Source organism: Celeribacter naphthalenivorans (genome assembly GCF_020524585.1).
Taxonomy (GTDB): Bacteria; Pseudomonadota; Alphaproteobacteria; order Rhodobacterales; family Rhodobacteraceae; genus Celeribacter; species Celeribacter naphthalenivorans.
On the sequence record NZ_JAIVLK010000010.1, the window covers coordinates 220,974 to 242,025 of the forward strand.

Genomic DNA, 21,052 nt, shown 5'->3' on the forward strand with positions numbered 1-21,052 from the left:
GTTTTAGCCTTTCCAATTCTCATCAAGCGCGCCGTCGAGCTGGTCGAAATGATCCAGCACCGTGACCGCGCCCGCGCTCAAAAGCGCCTCTTTGCCATGATAGCCCCAGCGCACGCCGATGCCCCGCACCCGCGCCGCGCGCGCCATTTCCATGTCATAGGTCGTGTCGCCGATCACAACCGCATCTTCTGCCGCGACACCGCAGTCCATCAGACAGGTCAGCACCATTGAAGGATGCGGTTTCGACGGGTGATCGTCCGCGCTTTGCGTCGACATGAAGAGATCGGCGAAGTCCCATTCTTGCATCAGCGCATCCAAGCCGCGACGGCTCTTTCCGGTCGCAATCGCCAAATAAAGATCGTCCCGCGCGCCAAGGCGTCGAATGGCCTCTTCGGCGCCGGGATAAAGCGGCGAGGCGGCGGCGCCCTGCGCCAAACGGTGCTGTTGAAAGGCGTCTTTATAGGCCTCGACCATCCGCGACAGCATGGCCTCATCGGCCTCAGGCGCCAGTTCGCGCATCGCAAGCGGCAGGGACAGGCCGACAATCGACAGGATCGCGTCACGTGTCGGCGTCACAAGGCCAGCCGCCTCGAAGGCCTCCGCCATGGACAGCACAATATGTGCCTGACTGTCGACGAGCGTGCCGTCTACGTCAAAAATGACAAGCTTCATCCACGAAGCTCCTCAAAGGGATCGTCGGCAGCCAAATCCTCGGTCCAGCCAAAGGTCTCCCAACTGTGCTCCATATGCTCCGGCAAGGGCGCGGTTACGGTGATCACCTTGCGGGTCGCCGGGTGTTCAAAGGTCAGGCTGCGCGCGTGCAGGTGCAGTTTCTTCGAGATGATGCCGCCCAATTGCGCGCCCCAGCCATCGCCGAGGTTCTCCTGCCCGGAGCCGCCATATTTTCCATCGCCGATGATCGGATGCCCGATCTCCGCCATATGCGCACGAAGCTGGTGGGTGCGGCCGGTGATCGGCTCCATCGCGACCCAAGATGCCCGCGCACCAACCCGGTAGAGCGTGGCGTAAAGCGTATGCGCACGTTTCGCGCCTTCGGTCGCGTCGATGTCGCGCGGGTGGACGGCGATCATCTTTTCGCCCTCGCCCGATTTGCCACGACCGCGCGCCTTCACCAGACCGTATTTGATCTCGCCAAGATAGGGCGTCGGCACGCCCGCAACCAAGGCCCAGTAGATTTTGCGCGTGTTCTTGTGACGGAAGGCTTCGGTCAGTTTCGAGGCCATCGCCGGCGTCCGCGCCAAGGCCAGCACGCCCGAAGTGTCCTTGTCGAGCCGGTGTACGAGGCGCGGTTTTTCCGGGAATTCGCCCTGAAGTGCGGCAGACAGCCCATCGACATGGCGCGTCTGTTTCGAGCCGCCCTGTGTCGGCAGCCCTGCCGGTTTGTTGATGACGATGATATGCTCATCCTGATAGATCACCGCATCGCGCATCATCTTGGCGTCCGCCGCCGAGATATTCGTGGTATCGCGCTTCGGTTTCGGCGCATTCTCATCCGGCAGCGGCGGCACACGGATTTCCATACCCGGCCCCACCCGCGTGTTGGATTTCGCCCGCGCGCCATCGACGCGGATCTCGCCCTTGCGGCACATCTTTTCGATATTGCCCTGGGTCACCTGCGGAAACATTTTGCGGAACCAGCGATCAAGGCGCTGCTCCGGTTGATCCTCTTCGATGGTGATCGTCTGAACCCGGCTCATGCGTAGAAACTCCGTGCGGAATAAAGGCCGAGGGCGATGCCGCCAAGGGCGAGGAAAAGCGTACCGATGACATAGGCGGCGGCGATCCCGTAGTCGCCGCGTTCGAAAATGGTCATCGTATCGAGGGAAAAGGCCGAATAGGTGGTGAACCCGCCCAGCAGGCCAGTCATCAACAAGGGCGCGAAACGGTTGCCGTTTTCATGCGCCAGCACCACCACAAGCACGCCCATGAGAAATGAGCCGAGGAAATTCACGAACATCGTGTTCCAAGGGAAACTCTTGCCGAAAAGATGGGTCATCCCCAATCCCGACAAATAGCGCGCCGAGGCGCCGAGGGCGCCGCCCAGTGCGACTTGTATCAAAGGTGCCATTGCGTGTCTCCGTCTCAGACCCTGCCATGCGGGGCAAGGCGCGAAATGTCAAGTTTTGCCGGAGTTTTTGCGCTCGGCCCGCAGTTTTTCAAAGTAGGCAACGCGTTTTGACAGGTCGCGTTCAAAGCCGCGCTCCACCGGTTTGTAGAACTGTGTCCGGGGCAAGGTGTCGGGGAAATAGTTCTGCCCGGAGAATGCATCCTCAGCGTCGTGATCATAGGCATAGCCCGCGCCATAGCCCTGTTCGGACATGAGTTTCGTCGGGGCATTCAGGATATGTTTTGGTGGCGGTTCCGACCCGGTTTTGCGGGCGGCTTCGCGCGCGGCTTTGAAGGCCGTGTAGACCGCGTTGGATTTGGGCGCCAACGCCAGATAGACCACCGCCTGCGCCAGAGCCAATTCGCCTTCGGGCGAGCCCAAACGTTCGTAGCTTTCCCAGGCATGAAGTGCCACGGTATGGGCTTGCGGATCGGCGAGCTGGATGTCTTCGATCGCCATCCGCAACAGACGCCGCGCGAGATAGCGCGGGTCTTCGCCGCCCTCCAGCATCCGGTTGAACCAATAAAGCGCGGCGTCCGGGTCCGATCCGCGCACGGATTTATGCAGCGCGGATATCAGGTTGTAATGCTCGTCACCCGATTTGTCGTATTTCGCAGCACGGCGCATCAACCGTTTGCCAAGCTGCTCCGGGTCCAGCGGATCGACCACTTTCCACGCGGCGATCTGTTCGATCAGGTTCAAGAGCGTGCGCCCGTCGCCATCAGCCATCTCAAAGAGCGCGCGCCGCGCGGCCTCGGTCAGAGGAAGCGTCTTGCCAAGCTCATGCTCCGCGCGCTGCGCCAGCTGATCCAAATCCTCTGGCGTGAGCCGCGTCAGCACCATGACCTGCGAGCGTGAGAGCACAGCGGCGTTCAACTCGAAAGAGGGATTCTCAGTTGTGGCGCCCACAAGCAGGATGGTGCCGTCTTCCATATGCGGCAGGAAACTGTCCTGCTGCGCCTTGTTGAAGCGATGAATCTCGTCGACGAACAAAAGCGTGCCCTGCCCGTTCCCGCGCCGCAGTTTCGCGGCCTCGAAAACTTTGCGCAGCTCGGGGACACCGGAGAAAATCGCGGAGATTTGCACGAAATGCAGGTCGGTTTCATCGGCCAGAAGACGCGCGATGGTGGTCTTGCCCACACCGGGCGGCCCCCAGAAGATGATCGAGGACAGCGAGCCAGAGGCCAGCATCACGCCCAAAGGCGCATCAGGGCCCAGCACCTGTTGCTGGCCAATGACTTCGGACAGATGCTTCGGGCGCAAACGGTCCGCCAAAGGGCGGTGCGCGGTGCTCGGGTCCGGGGCGGGATCATCTTTTGAAAACAGGTCAGCCATGGCCGGAGATTACGCCGCCATTCAGGCGGGCGAAAGAGGTTTCGGGGCCGAACAGGCAGCGTTTCGGCCCCGATTTCCCAAGCATCGTGTCAGTGCAGTTTGTTGATGAGATTGATCCGCATACAGGCGTTGCGCGCACCGCCGATGTCCATCACTGGACCGATCACGTCGATGTCGAGCCCAACACGACGGCCCCAGCGGTTGCCATTTTCAGGGATCAAACAAATGACCGAGGTCGCGCCAAGTTCGCGCGCCGAATTGGTCATTTCACCAATCAGGCTCATCTGGACCCGCATCCGTTGTTTCGCAGGCACGCGCGGCGACACGAAAATCCGGCTGGATTCCCAGACATGCTGCGCCACCGGCGCCTCTTCGAACAAAAGATTTGTCGGGATACTCTCCAAAAGTCCGCGTTGAGCATCGCGGATCATATAGGAATAGATGCCACATTTCGTGGTCGTGGGAGTCAAACGGATACCGGCCAACACTTCGCCAAACTCGTGAACCGCGATCCAACGGGATGCGGGAGTATCATACTGGTCATATTCCATGCCGTCTGCCTGGGGCAAATCCCACTTCGCGTGCTGAATGAACGTTTCGTGTCTTGCGCGAAGCATGTTGGCGAAAAGATCGCCATGGTTGTGCAGATTAGCAAAAGAAAGCGTGGTCGTTTGCATGGTACGTCTCCGGTGTTGGTTGATTTCTTCAACGCAACGCAGGAGCGAGTACCGTCATAGCAGCTTGATCTCCTTGGCTTTTTGAATGGCCTCTGAGGTGGTCCGGGCCATGAGACGTTCTCGGGCAGAGACAAGTCGCGCTTTGAGCGCGCTTTCAGAAATCCCGAGCTTGGCCGCGGCTGCTGCATGACGATCACCGCCTGCGATGCACCGGAGGGCCTGAATTTGCGCCTGCGTCAAATCTGTTTGAGGTTCTGAAATTTCATGCAGGGTGCGCACGATCGTGGCGATTTTACTGATTTCCTGATCGGTAAACTCGCGGTCAGACCTTGCACATCCGACGATTGATCTCGACTGAACCGGTCCACAGGACACGGCAACACCAAAGTTCAGGCCGAATTCGGCGGCCTGCCTCCATATTTTGAATGGATCGGGGAGTTCTATTTCGCTCCACCTTATTGCCCCTTCGCAAGACAATCCCCATGCGATCATCGGGTCCCTCAGCGCGTAAGCGTTCACTGCATAGTGTTCGAGCCATTTCGGATCGTAATTTGCCTCAGAAACAATTGGGGCAGCGAAACGAATATGCAGCCCAGCGGAATACCCGGCGGGCGACATGGCTCGGAGTTGAGCAAACTGGCGATTCAGTTCCGTAGTGTCAGACATTGAAAATACATTCTCTTACGAAAGGTGTGACAACCTATAGGCGATCACTAATCTAAGATTTAAACCACAGAGTCACTTTTGGGAAGCCCAAATAGAACAACTGGTAAAAAGTGACAGAAAACAACGGCAATTTGCCCCGTTTTTACGCGTTTCCCCGCCCCCTTCCGCCTCGCCCTGTCCCAACGAAAAAGCCCCGCTCTTCAGCGGGGCTTTCGTATTCGATCCGGTAGAGACTGAAAGATCAGTCTTCGGCAGCCAGAGCAGCGTCTTCGGCCTCAAGGCGGGCACGATCAGCGGCGCCTTTGGCGGCCGGGTCGCGGTCCACGAGCTCGATGATCGCCATCGGAGCCATATCGCCGTAGCGGAAGCCGGCTTTCAGAACGCGGGTGTAACCACCGGCGCGCTCGGCATAACGCGGGCCGAGAATTTCGAAGAGTTTGGCGACGTCTTTGTCTTGTTTCAGCTGAGCGGCAGCCTGACGACGGGCGTGAAGATCGCCACGTTTGCCGAGCGTGATCAGCTTGTCCATGATGCGCTTAAGCTCTTTGGCTTTCGGCAGCGTGGTTTTGATTTGTTCGTGCTCGATGAGCGAGCCAGCCATGTTGGAGAACATCGCTTTGCGGTGTTCGTGGGTCCGGTTCAGGCGGCGGTAACCTTTAGCGTGACGCATTGTATTTCTCCTAATTCAGGTTTTTACTTTGTCTGGTCGGCGATGCGTGTCACCGACTCTCCTTGGGGCGAATGCCCGGATGCGTCCCCTTAGTGCCTTAAAACGCTCTTGTAAACCTTATTTGCAAGACGAATGGAGCAAAATATACTCCTGCTCTACCCTGTTTCCTGCATCGCACCAATCGGTTAACTATTCTCCGCCATCGTTCATATAGAGGATCTCATAGCCCGGTGATTATTCATTTCATTCACGTCGGAAAATGCGGAGGAGAGTCGGCGCTTGACGCTTTGAAAGGCTCAGGAGCAAATGTCATCGCCTATCATGTTGGCGATGCGAATATACGCCTTCAGCAATGTATTTTCGCCCCCCCGCCCTCAAGATCAATTTGTTCTCCTCCTGCGTGATCCCGTCGATCGCTTTATCTCAGCGTTCGAGTGGGATTTGCATTCAAAAAGCCGCGATGGAACCGGTCGCGATCTAAAAAATCGGGTTTGGCAAAAGATTTACGACAGGTTTAAGACGGCAAACGATCTCGCTGAAGCCCTGTCTTCAAGCCAACATGCGCGGCGCGACGCAACTCAATTTGCGATGACGCAAAGTCAGCTTCATATGGCTTTCGACCTCGGATGGTATGTGCCACCACTCGCCGCATTGGCTTTGCCAGCAGGGCGCACACATGTCCTTCGCACACATCGGCTCTCCGAAGATATGCTCGCTTTGTCAAAGACGCTTTGCCTCACAACTGGTGATGTCCCGCGCACCAAGAATGATTACAAACATAAGCTTCCACAAGATCGCCTCACTCACGGAGGGCTATCAGATCTGGGTCGGCGGAACCTGATCGCCGCGAGACCGGAAACGACGCAAACTCTCGAGGTCATCCATAACCGCCTCCCCCAAGACGATGCGCTCACATTCATGTAAAAAGGGGAGGAGCATCCACTCCCCCCCTTTTTTTATTCTGTCCGAAAAAAACTCAGAACTGGTCTTCGAATTTCTTCGCCAGGTCTTCGATGTTCTCAGGCGGCCACTCTTCGACATCCATGCCGAGGTGCAGGCCCATGCCGGACAGAACCTCTTTGATCTCGTTGAGCGACTTGCGACCGAAGTTCGGGGTGCGGAGCATCTCGGCTTCGGTTTTCTGGATGAGATCGCCGATGTAAACGATGTTGTCGTTCTTGAGGCAGTTCGCGGACCGGACAGACAGTTCCAGCTCGTCCACTTTCTTGAGAAGCAGCGGGTTGAACTCGAGACCATCGTCTTCTTCCTGACGACCAGCCGATTCCGGCTCGTCGAAGTTCACGAAGATGCCCAGCTGATCCTGAAGGATGCGCGCAGCAAAGGCCACGGCGTCTTCCGGGGTCACGGAGCCGTCGGTTTCGATTTTCATCGTCAGCTTGTCATAGTCGAGCACCTGACCTTCACGGGTCGGCTGCACGTCGTAGGACACTTTCTTGACCGGCGAATAGATCGCGTCGACCGGGATCAGGCCGATCGGCGCATCTTCCGGTTTGTTCTTGTCGGCGGAGACGTAACCTTTGCCGGTGTTCACTGTCAGTTCCATGAACAGATCGGCGCCATCGTCGAGGTGGCAGATCACGTGATCCTTGTTCAGAACCTCAATGCCAGCGGATTCAGAGATGTCACCGGCGGTGACAACCATCGGACCCTTGGCGGAGATGGAAAGACGCTTCGGCCCTTCGACTTCCATGCGCAGGGACACGCCTTTGAGGTTCAGAATGATGTCGGTGACGTCTTCACGCACACCAGCAACAGACGAGAATTCATGCAGAACGTTGTCGATCTGGACGGAGGTGATGGCCGCGCCCTGAAGCGACGACATCAACACGCGACGCAGCGCGTTGCCCAGCGTCAGACCAAAGCCGCGCTCAAGCGGTTCGGCAACGAGGGTGGCCTGACGCGCGGGTTCATTGCCCGGCTTGACGTCAAGCTGTTGCGGTTTAATGAGCTCGGCCCAATTTTTGTGGATCATGCTGGTGCCTCCATTCTTGTTCTAACGCCCATGTCCTAAAGCGAAAGAACGCCCGAGGGGTCTCTAAAACGCACAAAAGGACCGCGGGCACGAAGACCCGCGATCCGAAATTTATACAGTCGATTACACGCGGCGACGCTTCGGCGGGCGGCAGCCGTTGTGTGCAATCGGGGTCACGTCGCGGATGGACGTGATGTTGAAGCCGATAGCGGCCAGAGCGCGCAGAGCGGACTCACGGCCAGAGCCGGGGCCCTGAACTTCGACTTCGAGGGTTTTCACGCCGTGATCCTGAGCTTTTTTACCAGCGTCCTCAGCAGCCATCTGAGCGGCGTAGGGCGTGGATTTCCGGGAGCCTTTGAAGCCCATGGTGCCAGCGGACGACCAGGAGATCGCATTGCCTTGCACGTCGGAGATCAGGATTTTGGTGTTGTTGAAGGTGGAGTTCACGTGAGCAACGCCTGCGGCGATGTTCTTGGAAGCCTTCTTCTTTGTCGTACGACGGGTATCGCGTGCCATTGGTCAGTTCTCCCCTTACTTCTTCTTGCCTGCGATGGCCTTTGCCGGGCCTTTGCGGGTGCGAGCGTTGGTGTGGGTACGTTGACCGCGAACCGGGAGGTTACGACGGTGACGCAGGCCGCGGTAGCAGCCGAGGTCCATGAGACGCTTGATGTTCATTTGAACTTCACGGCGCAGGTCGCCTTCCACGGTGTAGTTGGCGTCGATGTGCTCGCGGATGGCGAGAACTTCGGCGTCAGACAGCTCGTTGACGCGACGGGTGAGGTCGATGCCAACAGCTTCGCAGATAGCAACGGCAGAGGTGCTGCCAATGCCCGTGATGTAGGTGAGCGCGATCGGAACGCGCTTCGCGGTCGGGATGTTTACGCCGGCGATACGTGCCACGTTATTTTCCTTTCGTTGCGGTTCCGTAGTCCCGGAACCTTTTTTCACAACGGAAGCTCGCGGGACAAAACCAGCGAGCCACAGCTGAATTCAGGTGATGATTGAAACAGGCACTTCGGGATGAACCGCCCGCATTCGAATCTTTTACCCCAAAGGGGATGGGTTGCCATAGAGGCTATTCGCCGGAGGGTCAAGGCCTTCCGGCGAGAGAAACGGTCAGGCAAGCGCCTTTGCAATATCTGCGGAGACCTGATCCATGCTCTGAAGCCCGTCCACGGTCTTCAGATCGCCTTTGGCGTAGTAGTAGCCGATCAGCGGAGAGGTCTTTTTGTAATATTCCATCAGGCGGATTTTGACGCTGTCTTCGTTGTCGTCCGCACGCGCCTCTTTGCCGGCAGCAACAGCTTCGGCGGCACGGTTGACGATGCGCTTCACCAGCGTGTTGTCATCCACTTCCAACAGGATCACCGCCTCAAGCTGTGCCCCATTGCGGGACAGAAGCTCGTTCAGCGCGTCGGCCTGGCCCAGCGTGCGCGGGAAGCCGTCGAAGATGAAACCGGCGGCATTGCCGACCTTGATCTTCTCTTCGATCAGACCGATCACGATCTCGTCGGTGACAAGTTGACCGGCATCCATGATAGCCGCAACCTTTTTGCCCATTTCGGTGCCGGAGGTCTTTGCTTCACGCAGCATATCCCCGGTCGAAAGTTGCACCATGCCTCGCTCCTCCACGAGACGTTGCGCCTGAGTTCCCTTGCCCGCGCCCGGCGGTCCAAGCAGAATAATGTTCATCGTCTTGCTGTCCCTCTTTTGCTGCGCTTCCTCCCGCGCAGCTGAGATTTCTCGATCAGCCCCTCATACTGGTGCGCCAGCAGATGGGACTGGACTTGTTGAATCGTGTCCATCGTCACCGATACCACAATCAACACCGAAGTGCCGCCAAAATAGAAGGGGATGGCGAGCTGGCTCCGAAGAATTTCCGGCAGCAGACAGACTGCGGCCAAATAGGCGGAGCCGATCACGAGGAGACGGGCCACGATGTAATCGAGGTGCTCCTCGGTTTTCTTCCCCGGACGGATGCCGGGAATGAAGCCGTTCTGGTTCTTCAGGTTCTTGGCCACGTCTTCCGATTTGAAGGCGACGTTGGCGGTGTAGAAATAGGCGAAGAAGACGATCATCGCCGTGAAGAACAGAAGGTAAAGCGGTTGCCCCGGGCCGAAGTAGGCAAGGATCGTGGACATCACCGGACCGACATCAGACTGACCGGAGAAGGTCGCGATGGTGGTCGGCAGAAGCAACAGGGACGAGGCAAAGATCGCCGGGATCACGCCCGCCGGGTTGACCTTGATCGGCAGATGCGAGGACTGCGCGTCATAGATTTTCATGCCCTGCTGGCGGCGCGGGTACTGGATATGCACCTTGCGCAGCGCGCGTTCCATGAAGACCACAAAGGCAATCACGGCGACGACCATGGCAATCACGATCAGCGTCACGAAGGGAGAGATCGCACCGGACCGGCCAGAGGCAAAGAACTGAGCCAGAGCGCCCGGGATCTCGGCGACGATGCCGACGAAGATGATCAGAGAGATACCATTGCCGATGCCGCGGTTGGTGATTTGCTCACCGAGCCACATCAGGAACATCGTACCGCCAACCAGCGTGATCACCACGCCCGCGCGGAAATACCAGCCGGGATCATGAGCCAGATTCCCGGCCTCCAAAGAGGCGGCGAGACCGTAGGCCTGGAACAGCGCCAGAGCGACCGTGCCGAAACGGGTGTATTGGTTGATCTTCTTGCGGCCCGCTTCGCCCTCTTTCTTGAGGTTCTCAAGCGAGGGCACCATCGAGGTCAGAAGCTGCACGATAATGGAGGCGGAGATGTAGGGCATGATGCCGAGCGCAAAAATCCCCATCCGACCGAGCGCACCGCCGGTGAACATCGACAGAATGCCCCCGATGCCCGATGCGGCCTGTTCCATAAAGTCACGAAGCGCGTTGCCGTCGATCCCCGGCACCGGGATAAAGGTGCCAAGACGGTACACGATCAAAAGACCGATGGTGAAAAAGATACGCTGGCGAAGCTCCTTGGCCTTCCCGAAGGTGCCCCAGTCGAGGTTCGCCGCCATTTGTTCTGCTGCGGATGCCATTAATGGTCTCTCTATTCACGACAGCGCCGCCCGACCGGCTTTCCGGGGGCGGCGCTTGGAAAACTCAAACCTGATGTAAGGGGCCAGGCCCCTCGTCACAAGTCTTATTCGGCTGCCGCGTCGGCCTTGACGGCCACGGTGAGCGAGCCGCCTGCTTTTTCGACAGCTTCAACGGCGGATTTGGAGGCGCCGGTGACGGTGATGGTCAGTTTGGATTTGACATCGCCTTTCGCCAGAACGCGGATACCGTCCAGCTTACGACGCACCAGACCGGAAGCCACGAGGCTGTCTTCGGTCACGTTGGCGGCGTCGAGTTTGCCGGCTTCGATGAATTTCTCGATCAGGCCGAGGTTCACAACAGCGAATTTCGCGCGGTTCGGCTTGTTAAAGCCACGCTTCGGAAGACGCTGGTAGAGCGGCATCTGGCCGCCCTCGTAGCCTTTGATGGCCACGCCGGAACGGGATTTTTGACCTTTGATACCACGGCCACCCATTTTACCTTTGCCCGAACCCGGGCCACGGCCAACGCGCATGCGTTTCTTAGTTGCGCCTTCGTTGTCGCGCAGTTCATGCAATTTCATGTCGCTTCTCCTTGCCGGATGTGCCCTCCAGCGACGGAGTGGGCAACCACGGCTTACATGTGTTGATTCTTATGGACCTAGGAGTCCACCGGGGGCGTATAGACGCTTGATGCTTTGCGATCAAGCGCCCTCATGGATTTAGTGACAGTGAACCTGCCCCGTCGATGTTTGCATATGGCAACATTGGCCGGGAGGAGACGATTTCCGGCACCCACCCCCATGTGCCATCTCGGTTTCCGCCACGGCGGGAGCGAGTGTGGCGGTTGAAGCCGTAACGGGCGCAGCCATCAAAAAGGGAAAAGTCATAAGACAAAGAATGCGGGACATGGGCCGACCTCAAAAAGTTAACAAATGGTTAACCTTCATCGCATGTTCCACATTTAAAGCAAGACCTTTCCCCAAAAACCAAAACACCCCGCAGTGTCCTGCGGGGTGTGTGTCTTGTCCAGAGGCCGACGTGCTTGCGCCGCGCCCGCGTGTCACTCTGCGGTGGCGCGCAGGTATTCTTTCCAGGTCGGAACGGGGCCGGCATGCCAATGGGCACGCATCGCGCAAAGACCGTCGAAAAGCGGACGCAGAAGCGATTGGAAGGAGGCGGCGAGCATGGTCAGATCCTTTGTCGTAGGTCTATCTAAGCGTTGGCTCAGATGCGTGCAGCGGTGCCGCGAGCGATGTCCATGATGTCGGAACGGCCCAGACCGATGTCGGCCAGTTCGTGATCCGTCAGAGCATTCAGCTCGTTATAGGTTTTCGCGAAAGCGCGCTGACGAGCAAAGCTCAGGCGGATGCCTGCGATGATGTCGCGAACGGTGTCGATCAAACCTGCGCCAGCGGCGATGCGGGCCGTGTCATTGTAGTGTGCCATGGTGTGTTTCCTTTTGCAGGGACCGTATGTCCCGCGAATCTGTATGTTTGGTTCTCTTTAGGAGCACGGCTCATGTAGAGGGGGACGCCAAATATGACATCCCCCAGTTTTTGCGACTCTGCTATGCACAAAATGCATGCAGTTTTTAAACTGCCGTTAATTTATGCAGCCCTCTGGTCATTGATGCCGGCTGGGATGGGTCTCCATCCAATGCACCCCTGGTTCCGACAGATCGAAAGCGGACAGATCGAAGGCGGGGATGCTGGTCATGAAGTTTTCGAACCAGTCATGGAACGCTTTGACGAGAATATTCATTTCAGGCTCCTCTCAGGTGATCCGGCTGCGCGCCGGGGATGAGGAAACTCTGCGCCCGAAATCTTAACAGCCACCAAACCGAATGGGACCGAAACAGGGCCTATCGTTAGACTTTGTCCGACCTCGTTTTTAGAACATAGCGCCTTGAACGGATTGTGCGATCTCAGTCATGCGATCCTGACCGTAAGGCCCGACCAGCGCGGAATGCCAGATGCCGCCTTGCCAATGCACCCTCGTCAGCGAGTCGGTCGCGCCATAGCGTCGCGCGCTCTTGGCCCGATCCGCCGTCCGGATGCATCACCTCGACCGCATAGAGCTCTTGGGCGGTTGAGGCAATTTGCAGGATCGCAGCATTGCCTCGCCCTCGCAGATCCTCAAATCGGCGGAGAGGGCATCCCCTCCCCGCCTCGCATGAACCCGGACCAGACGGTCGCGAGCCATTCGTGAACTCCATTACGGGCGCGTGATATGCCAGACGTCGTTGAGGCCCTCTCCGGTCATAACGCTCGGATTTTCGGCCTTGATCAAAAGATAGAGCAGCTGGCCCCTATAGGCGACCTGTTCGGTGCCATTTTTGCGCGAAATCAGCGCATATCCACTTGTCAGGTCCATACCCGCTTCGCCGAGCTTGCCAGTCACCACAGGTGCATCGACGGCAGAGGCGGAGGTGGCACAGGCGGCCTGAACGGCGGTGTATGGCAGGGTCTTGAGCCTGTCCGATCTCCCAAAAACAGCGTCTGCTCGGGTCCAGACATGAGAGATACAGTGCGAGAGGCAGCGTTATTCCCGAAGGTTATGATTTTTTTCAAAAGAAAACGCCCCACCAAAAGGCAGGGCGTTTCAAATCTTGGTGCCGAGGCTTATGCCCCGGACCGGGGTTCACCCACGCTCTTCGACGATTTCGACGAGGTGCGGGATGGATGCGACCATGCCACGGATGGAAGGCGTATCTTCCAGCTCGCGGGTTTTGTGCATCTTGTTCAGGCCGAGACCGACGAGGGTCTGGCGCTGTTTGGCGGGACGACGGATCGGGGAGCCGATCTGTTTCACAACGATGGTTTTAGCCATGTCTCAGTCTCCTTACGCGTCTGCTTCAGCGGCTTCAGCAACCGGAGCATCGTCCTTGCGGAGGATGTCGGCGACTTTCTTGCCACGGCGCTGAGCCACGGAACGCGGGGAAGCCTCTTTCTTGAGACCGTCCAGCGTGGCGCGGATCATGTTGTACGGGTTCTGGGAGCCAATGGATTTGGCAACCACGTCCTGAACGCCGAGCATTTCGAACACGGCACGCATCGGACCACCGGCGATGATACCGGTACCTTGCGGTGCGGTGCGCATGACGACTTTACCAGCGCCGTGACGACCTTCGACGTCGTGGTGCAGGGTGCGGCCCTCTTTCAGAGCGACGCGGATCATCTGACGCTTGGCTTGTTCGGTGGCTTTGCGGATGGCCTCGGGGACCTCTTTCGCTTTGCCTTTGCCGAAACCAACGCGGCCTTTTTGGTCGCCCACAACCACGAGAGCAGCAAAGCCGAAACGCTTACCACCTTTCACGGTTTTGGACACACGGTTGATCGCGACGAGACGATCGGCGAATTCCGGGGTTTCTTCGCGTTCGCGACGATCCCGGCGGTTTTCACGTTCTGCCATAGAACTTTCCTTACAAAGGTAGCGCGTTTCCCAAAGTCATAGGGGCGCTGTTGAACTCGATCCTGGTGGTGGCCTGTGAACACAGGGCCCCGGATCATCGGGAAGGGGAGCTTTCGCCCCCCTCCCTCAAGTCTTAGAACTTCAGACCACCTTCACGGGCAGCGTCGGCCAAGGCCTTCACTTTGCCGTGGAAGAGGAAGCCACCACGGTCGAAGTAGCACTCTTCGACGCCGGCTTTCTTCGCGCGCTCTGCGATCGCAGCGCCTACTTTGGCGGCTGCTTCGACGTTGTTCTTGCCGACCACACCGAAATCTTTTTCGAGCGTGGATGCGGAAGCCAGGGTTTTGCCCTGAACGTCGTCGATCAGCTGAGCGCTGATGTTCTTGTTCGAACGATGGATCGACAGGCGAAGCTTGCCGACATTGTTCTTGCGAAGTTTGTTCCGAACGCGCAGGCGGCGTTTCAGAAACAGGGTCCGTTTGCTGTTTGCCATGATGAGCGTCCTTACTTCTTCTTCCCTTCCTTGCGGAAGATATACTCGTCTTTGTATTTGATGCCTTTGCCTTTGTAGGGCTCGGGCTTGCGCCATTCGCGGATGTTGGCCGCGACTTGACCGACGAGTTGCGGGTCGGAACCCTCGATGGTGATCTCGGTCGGTTTCGCGGACGTCACGGTGACGCCAGCGGGAACCTCAAAGTTCACCTCGTGGGAGTAACCCAGGTTGAGTTTGAGCACGTTGCCCTGCATCTGAGCACGATAACCAACACCGTTGATTTCGAGCTCTTTCTTGAAGCCGTCGGACACACCGGTCACCATATTGGCGACCATGGTGCGGGACATGCCCCACTGCTGGCGAGCGCGCTTGGATTTACCACGCGGGGTGACGGTGACGGTGTTGTCTTCGACAGCAAGAGTCACATCGTCCGTGGCGGTGAAGGAGTGAGTGCCTTTCGGGCCCTTCACTTCGATGGTCTGGCCGGACACAGTGGCGGAAACGCCGCTGGGCAGCTCGACCGGTCGTTTACCAATACGAGACATCGAGAGACCTCCTTAGAAGACGGTGCAAAGCACTTCGCCACCAACATTGTTGGCACGAGCGTTTGCGTCCGACATCACACCCTTCGGGGTGGAGACAATCGACACACCGAGGCCCTGACGGACCGACGGGATGTCCTTGACACCGAGGTACACGCGACGGCCGGGTTTGGAGACCCGTTGCAGTTCGCGGATGACCGGGGTGCCTTCGAAGTATTTCAGGCTGATTTCAAGGGTCGGGTGACCGTTGACGTCGGTGCCTTTGTCGTAACCGCGGATGTAACCCTCGTCGAGCAGCACGTCCAGAACCCAGCCACGCAGCTTGGAAGCCGGGGTGGACACGGTGGATTTGCCACGCATTTGAGCGTTGCGGATACGGGTGAGCATATCGCCGATAGGATCGTTCATATCTCTGCCCTCCTTACCAGCTGGATTTCACGAGGCCGGGGATCTGGCCGAAAGAGCCGAGTTCCCGCAGCATGATCCGGGACACCTTCAGCTTACGGTAGTAAGCATGCGGACGGCCGGTCAGCTGGCAACGGTTGTGAAGACGGGTCGCCGAGCTGTTGCGCGGCAGTTCTGCAAGCTTCAGGGACGCGCGGAAACGCTCTTCCATCGGCTTCTCTTGGTCGTAGATAACCTCTTTGAGCGACGCGCGCTTAGCGGCATATTTTGCCACCAGCTTCTCGCGCTTGCGCTCACGGGCGATCATGGATTTCTTAGCCATGTTCTCTAAACTCCTCGCGCGATCAGCTGTTGAAAGGCATGTTGAAAGCTTTCAACAGGCTCTTTGCTTCAGCGTCGGTTTTCGCCGTGGTGGCGATGACAATGTCCATGCCCCAGGTCTCATCGACTTGGTCGAAGTTGATCTCGGGGAACACGATGTGCTCTTTGATGCCCATGGCGTAGTTGCCACGGCCGTCAAAGGATTTGCCGGACACGCCGCGGAAGTCGCGGATGCGGGGCATTGCAATCGTGATCAGACGGTCGAGGAATTCGTACATACGGTCGCCACGAAGGGTCACCTTCGCACCGAGCGGCATGTCTTCACGAACGCGGAAACCAGCGATGGATTTCTTGGCTTTCGTGATCAGAGCCTTTTGGCCGGCGATCGCGGAAAGATCTTCCTGAGCGGATTTCGCTTTTTTGGAATCTTTCACAGCTTCAGCGCCGCAACCGATGTTCAGAACGATTTTGTCCAGACGCGGGATCTGCATGTCGTTTTTGTAGCCGAACTCTTCTTTGAGAGCGGCACGAATGCTGTCCTTGTACGTCGCCTTCAGACGCGGGGTGTAATCGGTGGTGTCGAGCATCAGATCACGTCTCCCGTGGTCTTGGCAAAACGCACTTTCTTGTCGCCTTCAAATTTGAAGCCGACGCGGGTGGCTTTGCCGTTGGCGTCCAGAAGCGCGAGGTTGGAGAGGTCGATCGGCATGGCGACCGGACGACGGCCCCCTTGATCACCTTGGGTCGCGCGGGTGTGACGGATGGCGATGTTCACGCCTTCCACGATGGCTTTGCCTTTGGACGGCATCACAGAGGTGATTTCACCCTGTTTGCCTTTGTCCTTACCGGCAAGCACGACGACCTTGTCGCCTTTACGCAGTTTCGCAGCCATTAGAGCACCTCCGGTGCCAGCGACACGATTTTCATCATGCCTTTTGCACGCAGCTCACGAACCACCGGCCCGAAGATACGGGTGCCGACCGGCTCGTTGTTGTTGTTGAGGATCACGGCCGCGTTGCGATCGAAACGGATCGCGGTGCCGTCTTCACGACGGACCTCTTTGGCGGTGCGCACGACGACGGCCTTACGGACGTCACCTTTTTTCACACGGCCACGCGGAATTGCTTCCTTGACCGACACCACGATGATGTCGCCCACGGAGGCGTAACGACGGTGGGAACCGCCGAGGACCTTGATGCACTGAACTCGGCGAGCGCCAGAGTTATCAGCGACATCCAGATTGGTCTGCATCTGGATCATTTGGTTTCTCCCGACCTTTGGGGCGATCTGCAGTGATCGGTGCCCCCAGGGTTTCGATTAAGCTGGGAGGAGGCTTGCTCAATCAGAGATTAAACGAGCACTTCCCAACGCTTGGTTTTCGACTTCGGTGCACATTCCTGAATACGGACGGTGTCGCCGACGTTGAATTGGTTGTTCTCATCGTGAGCCCGGTATTTTTTGGACTTACGGATGGTCTTTTTCAGAACCGGGTGCTTGAAGCGACGTTCAACGGACACGGTAACGGTTTGTTCGTTCTGGTTCGAGGTGACAACACCTTGCAGAATACGTTTGGGCATAGGTCTGTCTCCTCTTACTCTGCTGCTGCAGCTTTTTCGTTCAGGATCGTTTTCACGAGTGCAGCTGCACGGCGTGCCTTACGAATCTGAGCGGTGTTTTCGAGCTGGCCGGTGGCCTGCTGAAAGCGCAGGTTGAAGGATTCTTTTTTCAGGTTGGCGAGCTCGGTCTTGAGCTCGTCCGGCGTTTTCGCACGCAATTCTTGGGCGTTCATACTCGCCTCTCCTTGGGTCCTGGTAGCACCGGAATGCGCCCTTTTGGGGGTGACATTCGGCCCGGTGGGTTATGTCAATGCACACGAATCCCCTGAACGGGAATCTGTGAGATGCTGCTCTATAAGGGTGTGGGGGTATGGTGGCAAGGGAAACTTGGGGTTTTCGCCGCTTTTCCCCTATGTACCTGCGCGCTTGAGGAACCGCGTGATCGCGATGATCCGCAAGACGGCGACCACGACGATAAGAATGTCCAAGATATAGACCAACATGGGTTGAACGAGCACGTAGGTTGTCAGCACATTCGACATCCCGACTTCGCTCATCCCCATAAAATCGGCATATCTGTAAATGAGAGACTGCGCGCCGAACAACAGAGTGATGATCAAGCTGTCCCGCCATGTCGCGAACAGCATCGCCCATTTCGGATCGAGTGCCCCGGCCTCTTCCGCTTCACGCCCGCGCCCGTAAAAGGCGAAGGCAACGACGACAAGCGCCAGCCCTAACAACAAAGCCCCCAATGCCAAAGCGTAAAAGGCATGTTTGAAAGAGGGCGACGTCAGCATGTTGAACCAGTATTCCGTGTAATTCATTTGGGCCTCAATAAATTGCTTTTTGACTATTGGCTTCGCCGGGGCGCCGATGTCACCGCCCCAAATACTGCTCCAGCCGCTCCGGGATTTCGCGCAAAAGCGGGTAGAGCCTGCGGTCCAGATCGCGGGCGGTCTTTTGATATTCTTCGCCGAGGCTCTCGTCCACGTCCGTGCGTCGCTCGATCTCCTCATAGACGCCCACGAAGGTGTCGATCTCCCGCGCCGCCTCGCCCAGTCCCAGCGGCTCCAAGGCCGGAAGGGCGTCGCGCACCGCCGCGGGCTCCATATTGCTCACGCCTTTGTCCAACCCGTCGTCCAAGAGGTAGAGATAGAGCCTATAGGCGCGGTAACAAACCAGCGCCTCGGCGGGCACCTCCGCCTCAGGGTCTTTGCGAAACACCTCGGACACGCCCTCATAGACCTGGACATGCATGGGCGCCTTCTTGGACCGGCGCAAAAGCCTGCGCGTGGCCCAGAGGATCAGGATCGCACCGACAAGAGCCAGAGCAATGGGGAGCGCGAGGGAGGTGGAGTTCTGTGTCATACTGCGTCTACGGGCCTGTTGCTGCGCTACGGCCCGAATGCGGCGGGCAGCGTCATTTTTTCACGCTTCTAGCCCCTGACAGTGGGCTGCGGCAACGCTGTTTCTCGTCGGGAGCCATGCGAAATTCACCGAAGCTCTTCCATTCAATCTCAGCGCACGTGAGTTTGGGCTTCTGTTTCTCTGGACAAATGCGTGCCGTCACGCACGGCGGCTCCCTCCGCCAAGCGCGACAGCAATGCCCAAGAGCAACCCGAGCAATACGGAAAAGGAAAAATCCAGAACATGGAGATCATTGATTGCAATGGCTCTCGATAGGATCGCCCCCAAGATCGTGACTGTCATGACATTCGCAATTGGCCTCGGCTCTTTGACCCTCAAGAACAAAAACGCCACAAGGATAAACGGCAAAACGGCAATGGCTCTTTCGCTCAAAAGCATCGCTTGCTGCCAGAACTCGGTCTCACCGGACGTCATATGTGCAAGCGCCTCACGGCAAGCTGATGTTTTTGTGTCTGAGCACGCACGATTGTAATCTGCAAAAGTCTGTAAGCGCTCCGCACGCAGATCACGCGTCAAAAGGACTTGCCCGTAACGCAAAGCAGACGGCAACAAAAACGCCGTAATATATGTGAGAGAGCCAAGAAGAAGCCGTTTGAAATTCATAAGCCTCCTTAGCAAGGCGCCACCATATCACCAAGCATATTCCAGACGCCCTGCCCCTCGCCAAGTCAGCCCCAGCGCGTTATGACAGGCCAAACCCGTCTAAGGAGGCTCCCTCATGGCCGACATCGAATCCCTCTTCGTCACCCGTCTCTACAAAGCGAAACTGAACGAATTTTCCCCGACCGTGGTCGAAGACGAGCTGTTCGACAGCTGCTATGCCATCGCCGAGGATGACGAGGCCGGCCAGCGATGGTGTGATGACAAGGGCTATCCCGGTTACACCTCCTATGCCTCGCTCACCGATCTGCCCTGGCGGTTCCCGATCTTCAAGGACATCGTCGAGAGCCTCGATCAGCACGTCGCGAAATTTGCCGAAGACCTGCAATTCGATCTGGGCGAGCGCAAGCTGGTTCTGGAAGATCTCTGGATCAACATCCTGCCGGAGGGCGGCTATCACTCCGCGCACATCCACCCGCATTCGGTCATTTCCGGCACGACCTATGTCGCCATGCCGGACGGGGCGTCCTCTCTGCGGCTCGAAGACCCGCGCCATGCGATGATGATGGCCGCGCCCGCGCGGATCAAAGATGCCCGGCGCGAGATGCAGAATTTCATTTACATGGCGCCGGAAGCGGGCGACATCATGCTTTGGGAAAGCTGGCTGCGCCACGAGGTGATGATGAACCAGTCGGAGTTCGACCGAGTGTCGGTGAGCTTCAACTACAAATGGGGTGAGTAAGCCGGAGCTGCGCAAGACCGTGATTTGGCGCGCCCCACGCCGACACGGCGCAGTTTATCCCTCAAGCCCGCGTGACCTTTTGCGATGCCCCCAGTGCCGCAAATGCGCCAGACCGCCGGGACGGTCTTGCGCAGGTCTGGCGGCCTGCGGCCTTGTTCCAGACCATTATCTGCGCTCCAACGCCTTCTCGATCCGCTCCAAGCGTTTGACCACGTCGTCCCGGTAAATATCCGTGGCGGCGTGTTCTTCTTCGACGTGGGCGTCTTGCATTGTCGACACGATCAGACCGACGACGAGGTTCATCACCGCAAAAGCCGTGATCAAGATGAAGGGCACAAAGAACAGCCAGCTCTCGGGATGTACCTCCATCACCGGGCGCACGATGCCCATCGACCAGCTTTCCAGCGTCATGACTTGGAACAGGGTATAGAGCGAGGCACCCAGCGTGCCGAACCATTCGGGGAATGTCGGCCCGTAAAGTTTGGTCGCAATCACAGACCCGATGTAGAAGATGATCCCCGTGAGCAGGAACACCGAAGCCATCCCCGGCAGCGCGAGGATAAAGGCCTCGACCACCCGGCGCAGGCTTGGCACCACGGAGACGACGCGGAGCAGTCGCAGGATGCGAAGCGCCCGGAGCACGGAAAGCCCCGCCCCCACCGGCGAGAGCGAGATGCCGACGATGGCGAAGTCGAACAGGTTCCACCCGTTCCGAAAGAACCGCAGTCCCTGCGCGTAGATTTTCGCCAAAAGCTCCACAACGAAGACGCTCAGACAGATCATGTCGAGCATTTCGATCAGCCAGCCGACCCGCGCCATGAGCCGCCCTGAGGTCTCCAGACCGAGGATCACAGCGTTGAACAGGATCACCCCCATGATGAAATGGCGAGTTATGGGACGGTCGAGGATGTGGGAAATCTGTGCGCGCATTTTTGTCTCGTTTCGGGCTTTGGCCTTCTGATATGGCGACCGCTGCAAGAGAGACAAGAGGCTTGATCCGTGATTTTGCACGCGCAGCATAGCCTTCTCTGATCAGGG

Annotated in this window: 34 protein-coding genes; 2 read left to right on the plus strand and 32 right to left on the minus strand. The window is 57.9% G+C overall.

The window, feature by feature from the left end; translation table 11 throughout:
- Nucleotides 1–3: 3 nt before the first annotated feature.
- The 7 genes from LC094_RS19430 to rplQ form a co-directional block, all read right to left on the minus strand.
- Nucleotides 4–672, minus strand: a complete 669-nt coding sequence (locus LC094_RS19430; RefSeq protein ID WP_226554452.1) for an HAD-IA family hydrolase — start codon at nt 670–672, stop codon at nt 4–6.
- Nucleotides 669–1,718 carry an RluA family pseudouridine synthase gene (locus LC094_RS19435; RefSeq protein ID WP_226554453.1) on the minus strand — a complete coding sequence of 350 codons (1,050 nt, stop codon included), beginning with the start codon at nt 1,716–1,718 and terminating at the stop codon, nt 669–671. Before LC094_RS19435 ends, LC094_RS19430 begins: the two co-directional genes overlap by 4 nt.
- Nucleotides 1,715–2,089, minus strand: a complete 375-nt coding sequence (gene crcB, locus LC094_RS19440; RefSeq protein WP_226554454.1) for a fluoride efflux transporter CrcB — start codon at nt 2,087–2,089, stop codon at nt 1,715–1,717. Before crcB ends, LC094_RS19435 begins: the two co-directional genes overlap by 4 nt.
- A gap of 48 nt (nt 2,090–2,137) precedes the next feature.
- Nucleotides 2,138–3,463 (minus strand): replication-associated recombination protein A, encoded by a 1,326-nt coding sequence (locus LC094_RS19445; RefSeq protein ID WP_226554455.1) that lies wholly within the window; start codon nt 3,461–3,463, stop codon nt 2,138–2,140.
- 89 nt (nt 3,464–3,552) lie between these two features.
- Nucleotides 3,553–4,140: an acyl-homoserine-lactone synthase gene (locus LC094_RS19450; protein WP_226554456.1), complete on the minus strand. Its 588-nt coding sequence runs from the start codon at nt 4,138–4,140 to the stop codon at nt 3,553–3,555.
- A gap of 54 nt (nt 4,141–4,194) precedes the next feature.
- Nucleotides 4,195–4,806, minus strand: a complete 612-nt coding sequence (locus LC094_RS19455; RefSeq protein ID WP_226554457.1) for an autoinducer binding domain-containing protein — start codon at nt 4,804–4,806, stop codon at nt 4,195–4,197.
- 241 nt (nt 4,807–5,047) lie between these two features.
- Nucleotides 5,048–5,476, minus strand: a complete 429-nt coding sequence (gene rplQ, locus LC094_RS19460; protein WP_226554458.1) for a 50S ribosomal protein L17 — start codon at nt 5,474–5,476, stop codon at nt 5,048–5,050.
- Nucleotides 5,477–5,782: 306 nt separating this feature from the next.
- Here rplQ and LC094_RS19465 point away from each other — a divergent pair, with 306 nt between their 5' ends.
- A complete protein-coding gene (locus LC094_RS19465; protein ID WP_226554459.1) occupies nt 5,783–6,400 on the plus strand; it encodes a hypothetical protein in 618 nt (205 codons plus the stop codon).
- 52 nt (nt 6,401–6,452) lie between these two features.
- On the opposite strand, the gene LC094_RS19470 is transcribed toward LC094_RS19465, so the two are convergent.
- The 24 genes from LC094_RS19470 to LC094_RS19580 all read right to left on the minus strand — a co-directional run bounded on the left by LC094_RS19470 (nt 6,453) and on the right by LC094_RS19580 (nt 19,275).
- Nucleotides 6,453–7,469 (minus strand): DNA-directed RNA polymerase subunit alpha, encoded by a 1,017-nt coding sequence (locus LC094_RS19470; protein ID WP_167601453.1) that lies wholly within the window; start codon nt 7,467–7,469, stop codon nt 6,453–6,455.
- Between the two features lie 123 nt (nt 7,470–7,592).
- Nucleotides 7,593–7,985 carry a 30S ribosomal protein S11 gene (gene rpsK / locus LC094_RS19475; protein ID WP_167601452.1) on the minus strand — a complete coding sequence of 131 codons (393 nt, stop codon included), beginning with the start codon at nt 7,983–7,985 and terminating at the stop codon, nt 7,593–7,595.
- Nucleotides 7,986–8,000: 15 nt separating this feature from the next.
- Nucleotides 8,001–8,369, minus strand: coding sequence for a 30S ribosomal protein S13 (gene rpsM / locus LC094_RS19480; RefSeq protein WP_219785784.1), 369 nt, complete (start codon nt 8,367–8,369; stop codon nt 8,001–8,003).
- A gap of 216 nt (nt 8,370–8,585) precedes the next feature.
- Nucleotides 8,586–9,161, minus strand: coding sequence for an adenylate kinase (locus LC094_RS19485; RefSeq protein WP_226554460.1), 576 nt, complete (start codon nt 9,159–9,161; stop codon nt 8,586–8,588).
- Nucleotides 9,158–10,516, minus strand: coding sequence for a preprotein translocase subunit SecY (secY, locus tag LC094_RS19490; RefSeq protein WP_226554461.1), 1,359 nt, complete (start codon nt 10,514–10,516; stop codon nt 9,158–9,160). The genes LC094_RS19485 and secY overlap by 4 nt, the downstream gene beginning before the upstream one ends.
- A gap of 104 nt (nt 10,517–10,620) precedes the next feature.
- Nucleotides 10,621–11,097 carry a 50S ribosomal protein L15 gene (rplO, locus tag LC094_RS19495; RefSeq protein ID WP_226554462.1) on the minus strand — a complete coding sequence of 159 codons (477 nt, stop codon included), beginning with the start codon at nt 11,095–11,097 and terminating at the stop codon, nt 10,621–10,623.
- Nucleotides 11,098–11,576: 479 nt separating this feature from the next.
- Entirely contained in the window at nt 11,577–11,702 is a 126-nt protein-coding gene (locus LC094_RS21640; protein ID WP_264186596.1) for a hypothetical protein, read from the minus strand.
- A gap of 38 nt (nt 11,703–11,740) precedes the next feature.
- Nucleotides 11,741–11,962, minus strand: a complete 222-nt coding sequence (locus tag LC094_RS19500) for a DUF1127 domain-containing protein (protein WP_226554463.1) — start codon at nt 11,960–11,962, stop codon at nt 11,741–11,743.
- Nucleotides 11,963–12,139: 177 nt separating this feature from the next.
- Nucleotides 12,140–12,277, minus strand: coding sequence for a hypothetical protein (locus LC094_RS19505; protein WP_226554464.1), 138 nt, complete (start codon nt 12,275–12,277; stop codon nt 12,140–12,142).
- A gap of 453 nt (nt 12,278–12,730) precedes the next feature.
- Nucleotides 12,731–12,916, minus strand: a complete 186-nt coding sequence (locus LC094_RS19510) for a COG4315 family predicted lipoprotein (RefSeq protein WP_226554465.1) — start codon at nt 12,914–12,916, stop codon at nt 12,731–12,733.
- Nucleotides 12,917–13,156: 240 nt separating this feature from the next.
- Nucleotides 13,157–13,345 carry a 50S ribosomal protein L30 gene (gene rpmD / locus LC094_RS19515; RefSeq protein ID WP_066707085.1) on the minus strand — a complete coding sequence of 63 codons (189 nt, stop codon included), beginning with the start codon at nt 13,343–13,345 and terminating at the stop codon, nt 13,157–13,159.
- 12 nt (nt 13,346–13,357) lie between these two features.
- The gene (rpsE, locus tag LC094_RS19520) at nt 13,358–13,927 is read right to left on the minus strand and encodes a 30S ribosomal protein S5 (protein ID WP_226554466.1); all 570 of its coding nucleotides are present in this window, start codon (nt 13,925–13,927) and stop codon (nt 13,358–13,360) included.
- Nucleotides 13,928–14,060: 133 nt separating this feature from the next.
- Nucleotides 14,061–14,420, minus strand: a complete 360-nt coding sequence (gene rplR / locus LC094_RS19525; RefSeq protein ID WP_167601440.1) for a 50S ribosomal protein L18 — start codon at nt 14,418–14,420, stop codon at nt 14,061–14,063.
- An 11-nt stretch (nt 14,421–14,431) separates the two neighbouring features.
- Nucleotides 14,432–14,965: a 50S ribosomal protein L6 gene (gene rplF, locus LC094_RS19530; RefSeq protein WP_226554467.1), complete on the minus strand. Its 534-nt coding sequence runs from the start codon at nt 14,963–14,965 to the stop codon at nt 14,432–14,434.
- A gap of 12 nt (nt 14,966–14,977) precedes the next feature.
- A complete protein-coding gene (gene rpsH, locus LC094_RS19535) occupies nt 14,978–15,370 on the minus strand; it encodes a 30S ribosomal protein S8 (RefSeq protein ID WP_226554468.1) in 393 nt (130 codons plus the stop codon).
- Nucleotides 15,371–15,383: 13 nt separating this feature from the next.
- Entirely contained in the window at nt 15,384–15,689 is a 306-nt protein-coding gene (rpsN, locus tag LC094_RS19540; RefSeq protein ID WP_226554469.1) for a 30S ribosomal protein S14, read from the minus strand.
- Nucleotides 15,690–15,711: 22 nt separating this feature from the next.
- A complete protein-coding gene (gene rplE, locus LC094_RS19545) occupies nt 15,712–16,275 on the minus strand; it encodes a 50S ribosomal protein L5 (protein WP_226554470.1) in 564 nt (187 codons plus the stop codon).
- Nucleotides 16,275–16,580 carry a 50S ribosomal protein L24 gene (gene rplX, locus LC094_RS19550; protein ID WP_219785773.1) on the minus strand — a complete coding sequence of 102 codons (306 nt, stop codon included), beginning with the start codon at nt 16,578–16,580 and terminating at the stop codon, nt 16,275–16,277. The genes rplE and rplX overlap by 1 nt, the downstream gene beginning before the upstream one ends.
- The gene (gene rplN / locus LC094_RS19555; protein ID WP_090060723.1) at nt 16,580–16,948 is read right to left on the minus strand and encodes a 50S ribosomal protein L14; all 369 of its coding nucleotides are present in this window, start codon (nt 16,946–16,948) and stop codon (nt 16,580–16,582) included. Before rplN ends, rplX begins: the two co-directional genes overlap by 1 nt.
- Nucleotides 16,949–17,037: 89 nt before the next feature.
- Nucleotides 17,038–17,265: a 30S ribosomal protein S17 gene (gene rpsQ, locus LC094_RS19560; RefSeq protein ID WP_219785772.1), complete on the minus strand. Its 228-nt coding sequence runs from the start codon at nt 17,263–17,265 to the stop codon at nt 17,038–17,040.
- Between the two features lie 14 nt (nt 17,266–17,279).
- Entirely contained in the window at nt 17,280–17,477 is a 198-nt protein-coding gene (gene rpmC / locus LC094_RS19565) for a 50S ribosomal protein L29 (protein WP_167601433.1), read from the minus strand.
- A 177-nt stretch (nt 17,478–17,654) separates the two neighbouring features.
- Entirely contained in the window at nt 17,655–18,068 is a 414-nt protein-coding gene (locus LC094_RS19570; RefSeq protein WP_226554471.1) for a hypothetical protein, read from the minus strand.
- A 52-nt stretch (nt 18,069–18,120) separates the two neighbouring features.
- A complete protein-coding gene (locus tag LC094_RS19575) occupies nt 18,121–18,612 on the minus strand; it encodes a hypothetical protein (RefSeq protein WP_226554472.1) in 492 nt (163 codons plus the stop codon).
- A 198-nt stretch (nt 18,613–18,810) separates the two neighbouring features.
- Nucleotides 18,811–19,275, minus strand: a complete 465-nt coding sequence (locus LC094_RS19580) for a hypothetical protein (protein WP_226554473.1) — start codon at nt 19,273–19,275, stop codon at nt 18,811–18,813.
- Nucleotides 19,276–19,390: 115 nt separating this feature from the next.
- On the opposite strand from LC094_RS19580, the gene LC094_RS19585 reads away from it, so the two are divergent.
- Nucleotides 19,391–20,014, plus strand: coding sequence for a TIGR02466 family protein (locus LC094_RS19585; RefSeq protein WP_226554474.1), 624 nt, complete (start codon nt 19,391–19,393; stop codon nt 20,012–20,014).
- A 165-nt stretch (nt 20,015–20,179) separates the two neighbouring features.
- On the opposite strand, the gene LC094_RS19590 is transcribed toward LC094_RS19585, so the two are convergent.
- Nucleotides 20,180–20,944: an ion transporter gene (locus LC094_RS19590; protein WP_226554475.1), complete on the minus strand. Its 765-nt coding sequence runs from the start codon at nt 20,942–20,944 to the stop codon at nt 20,180–20,182.
- Nucleotides 20,945–21,052 lie beyond the last annotated feature (108 nt).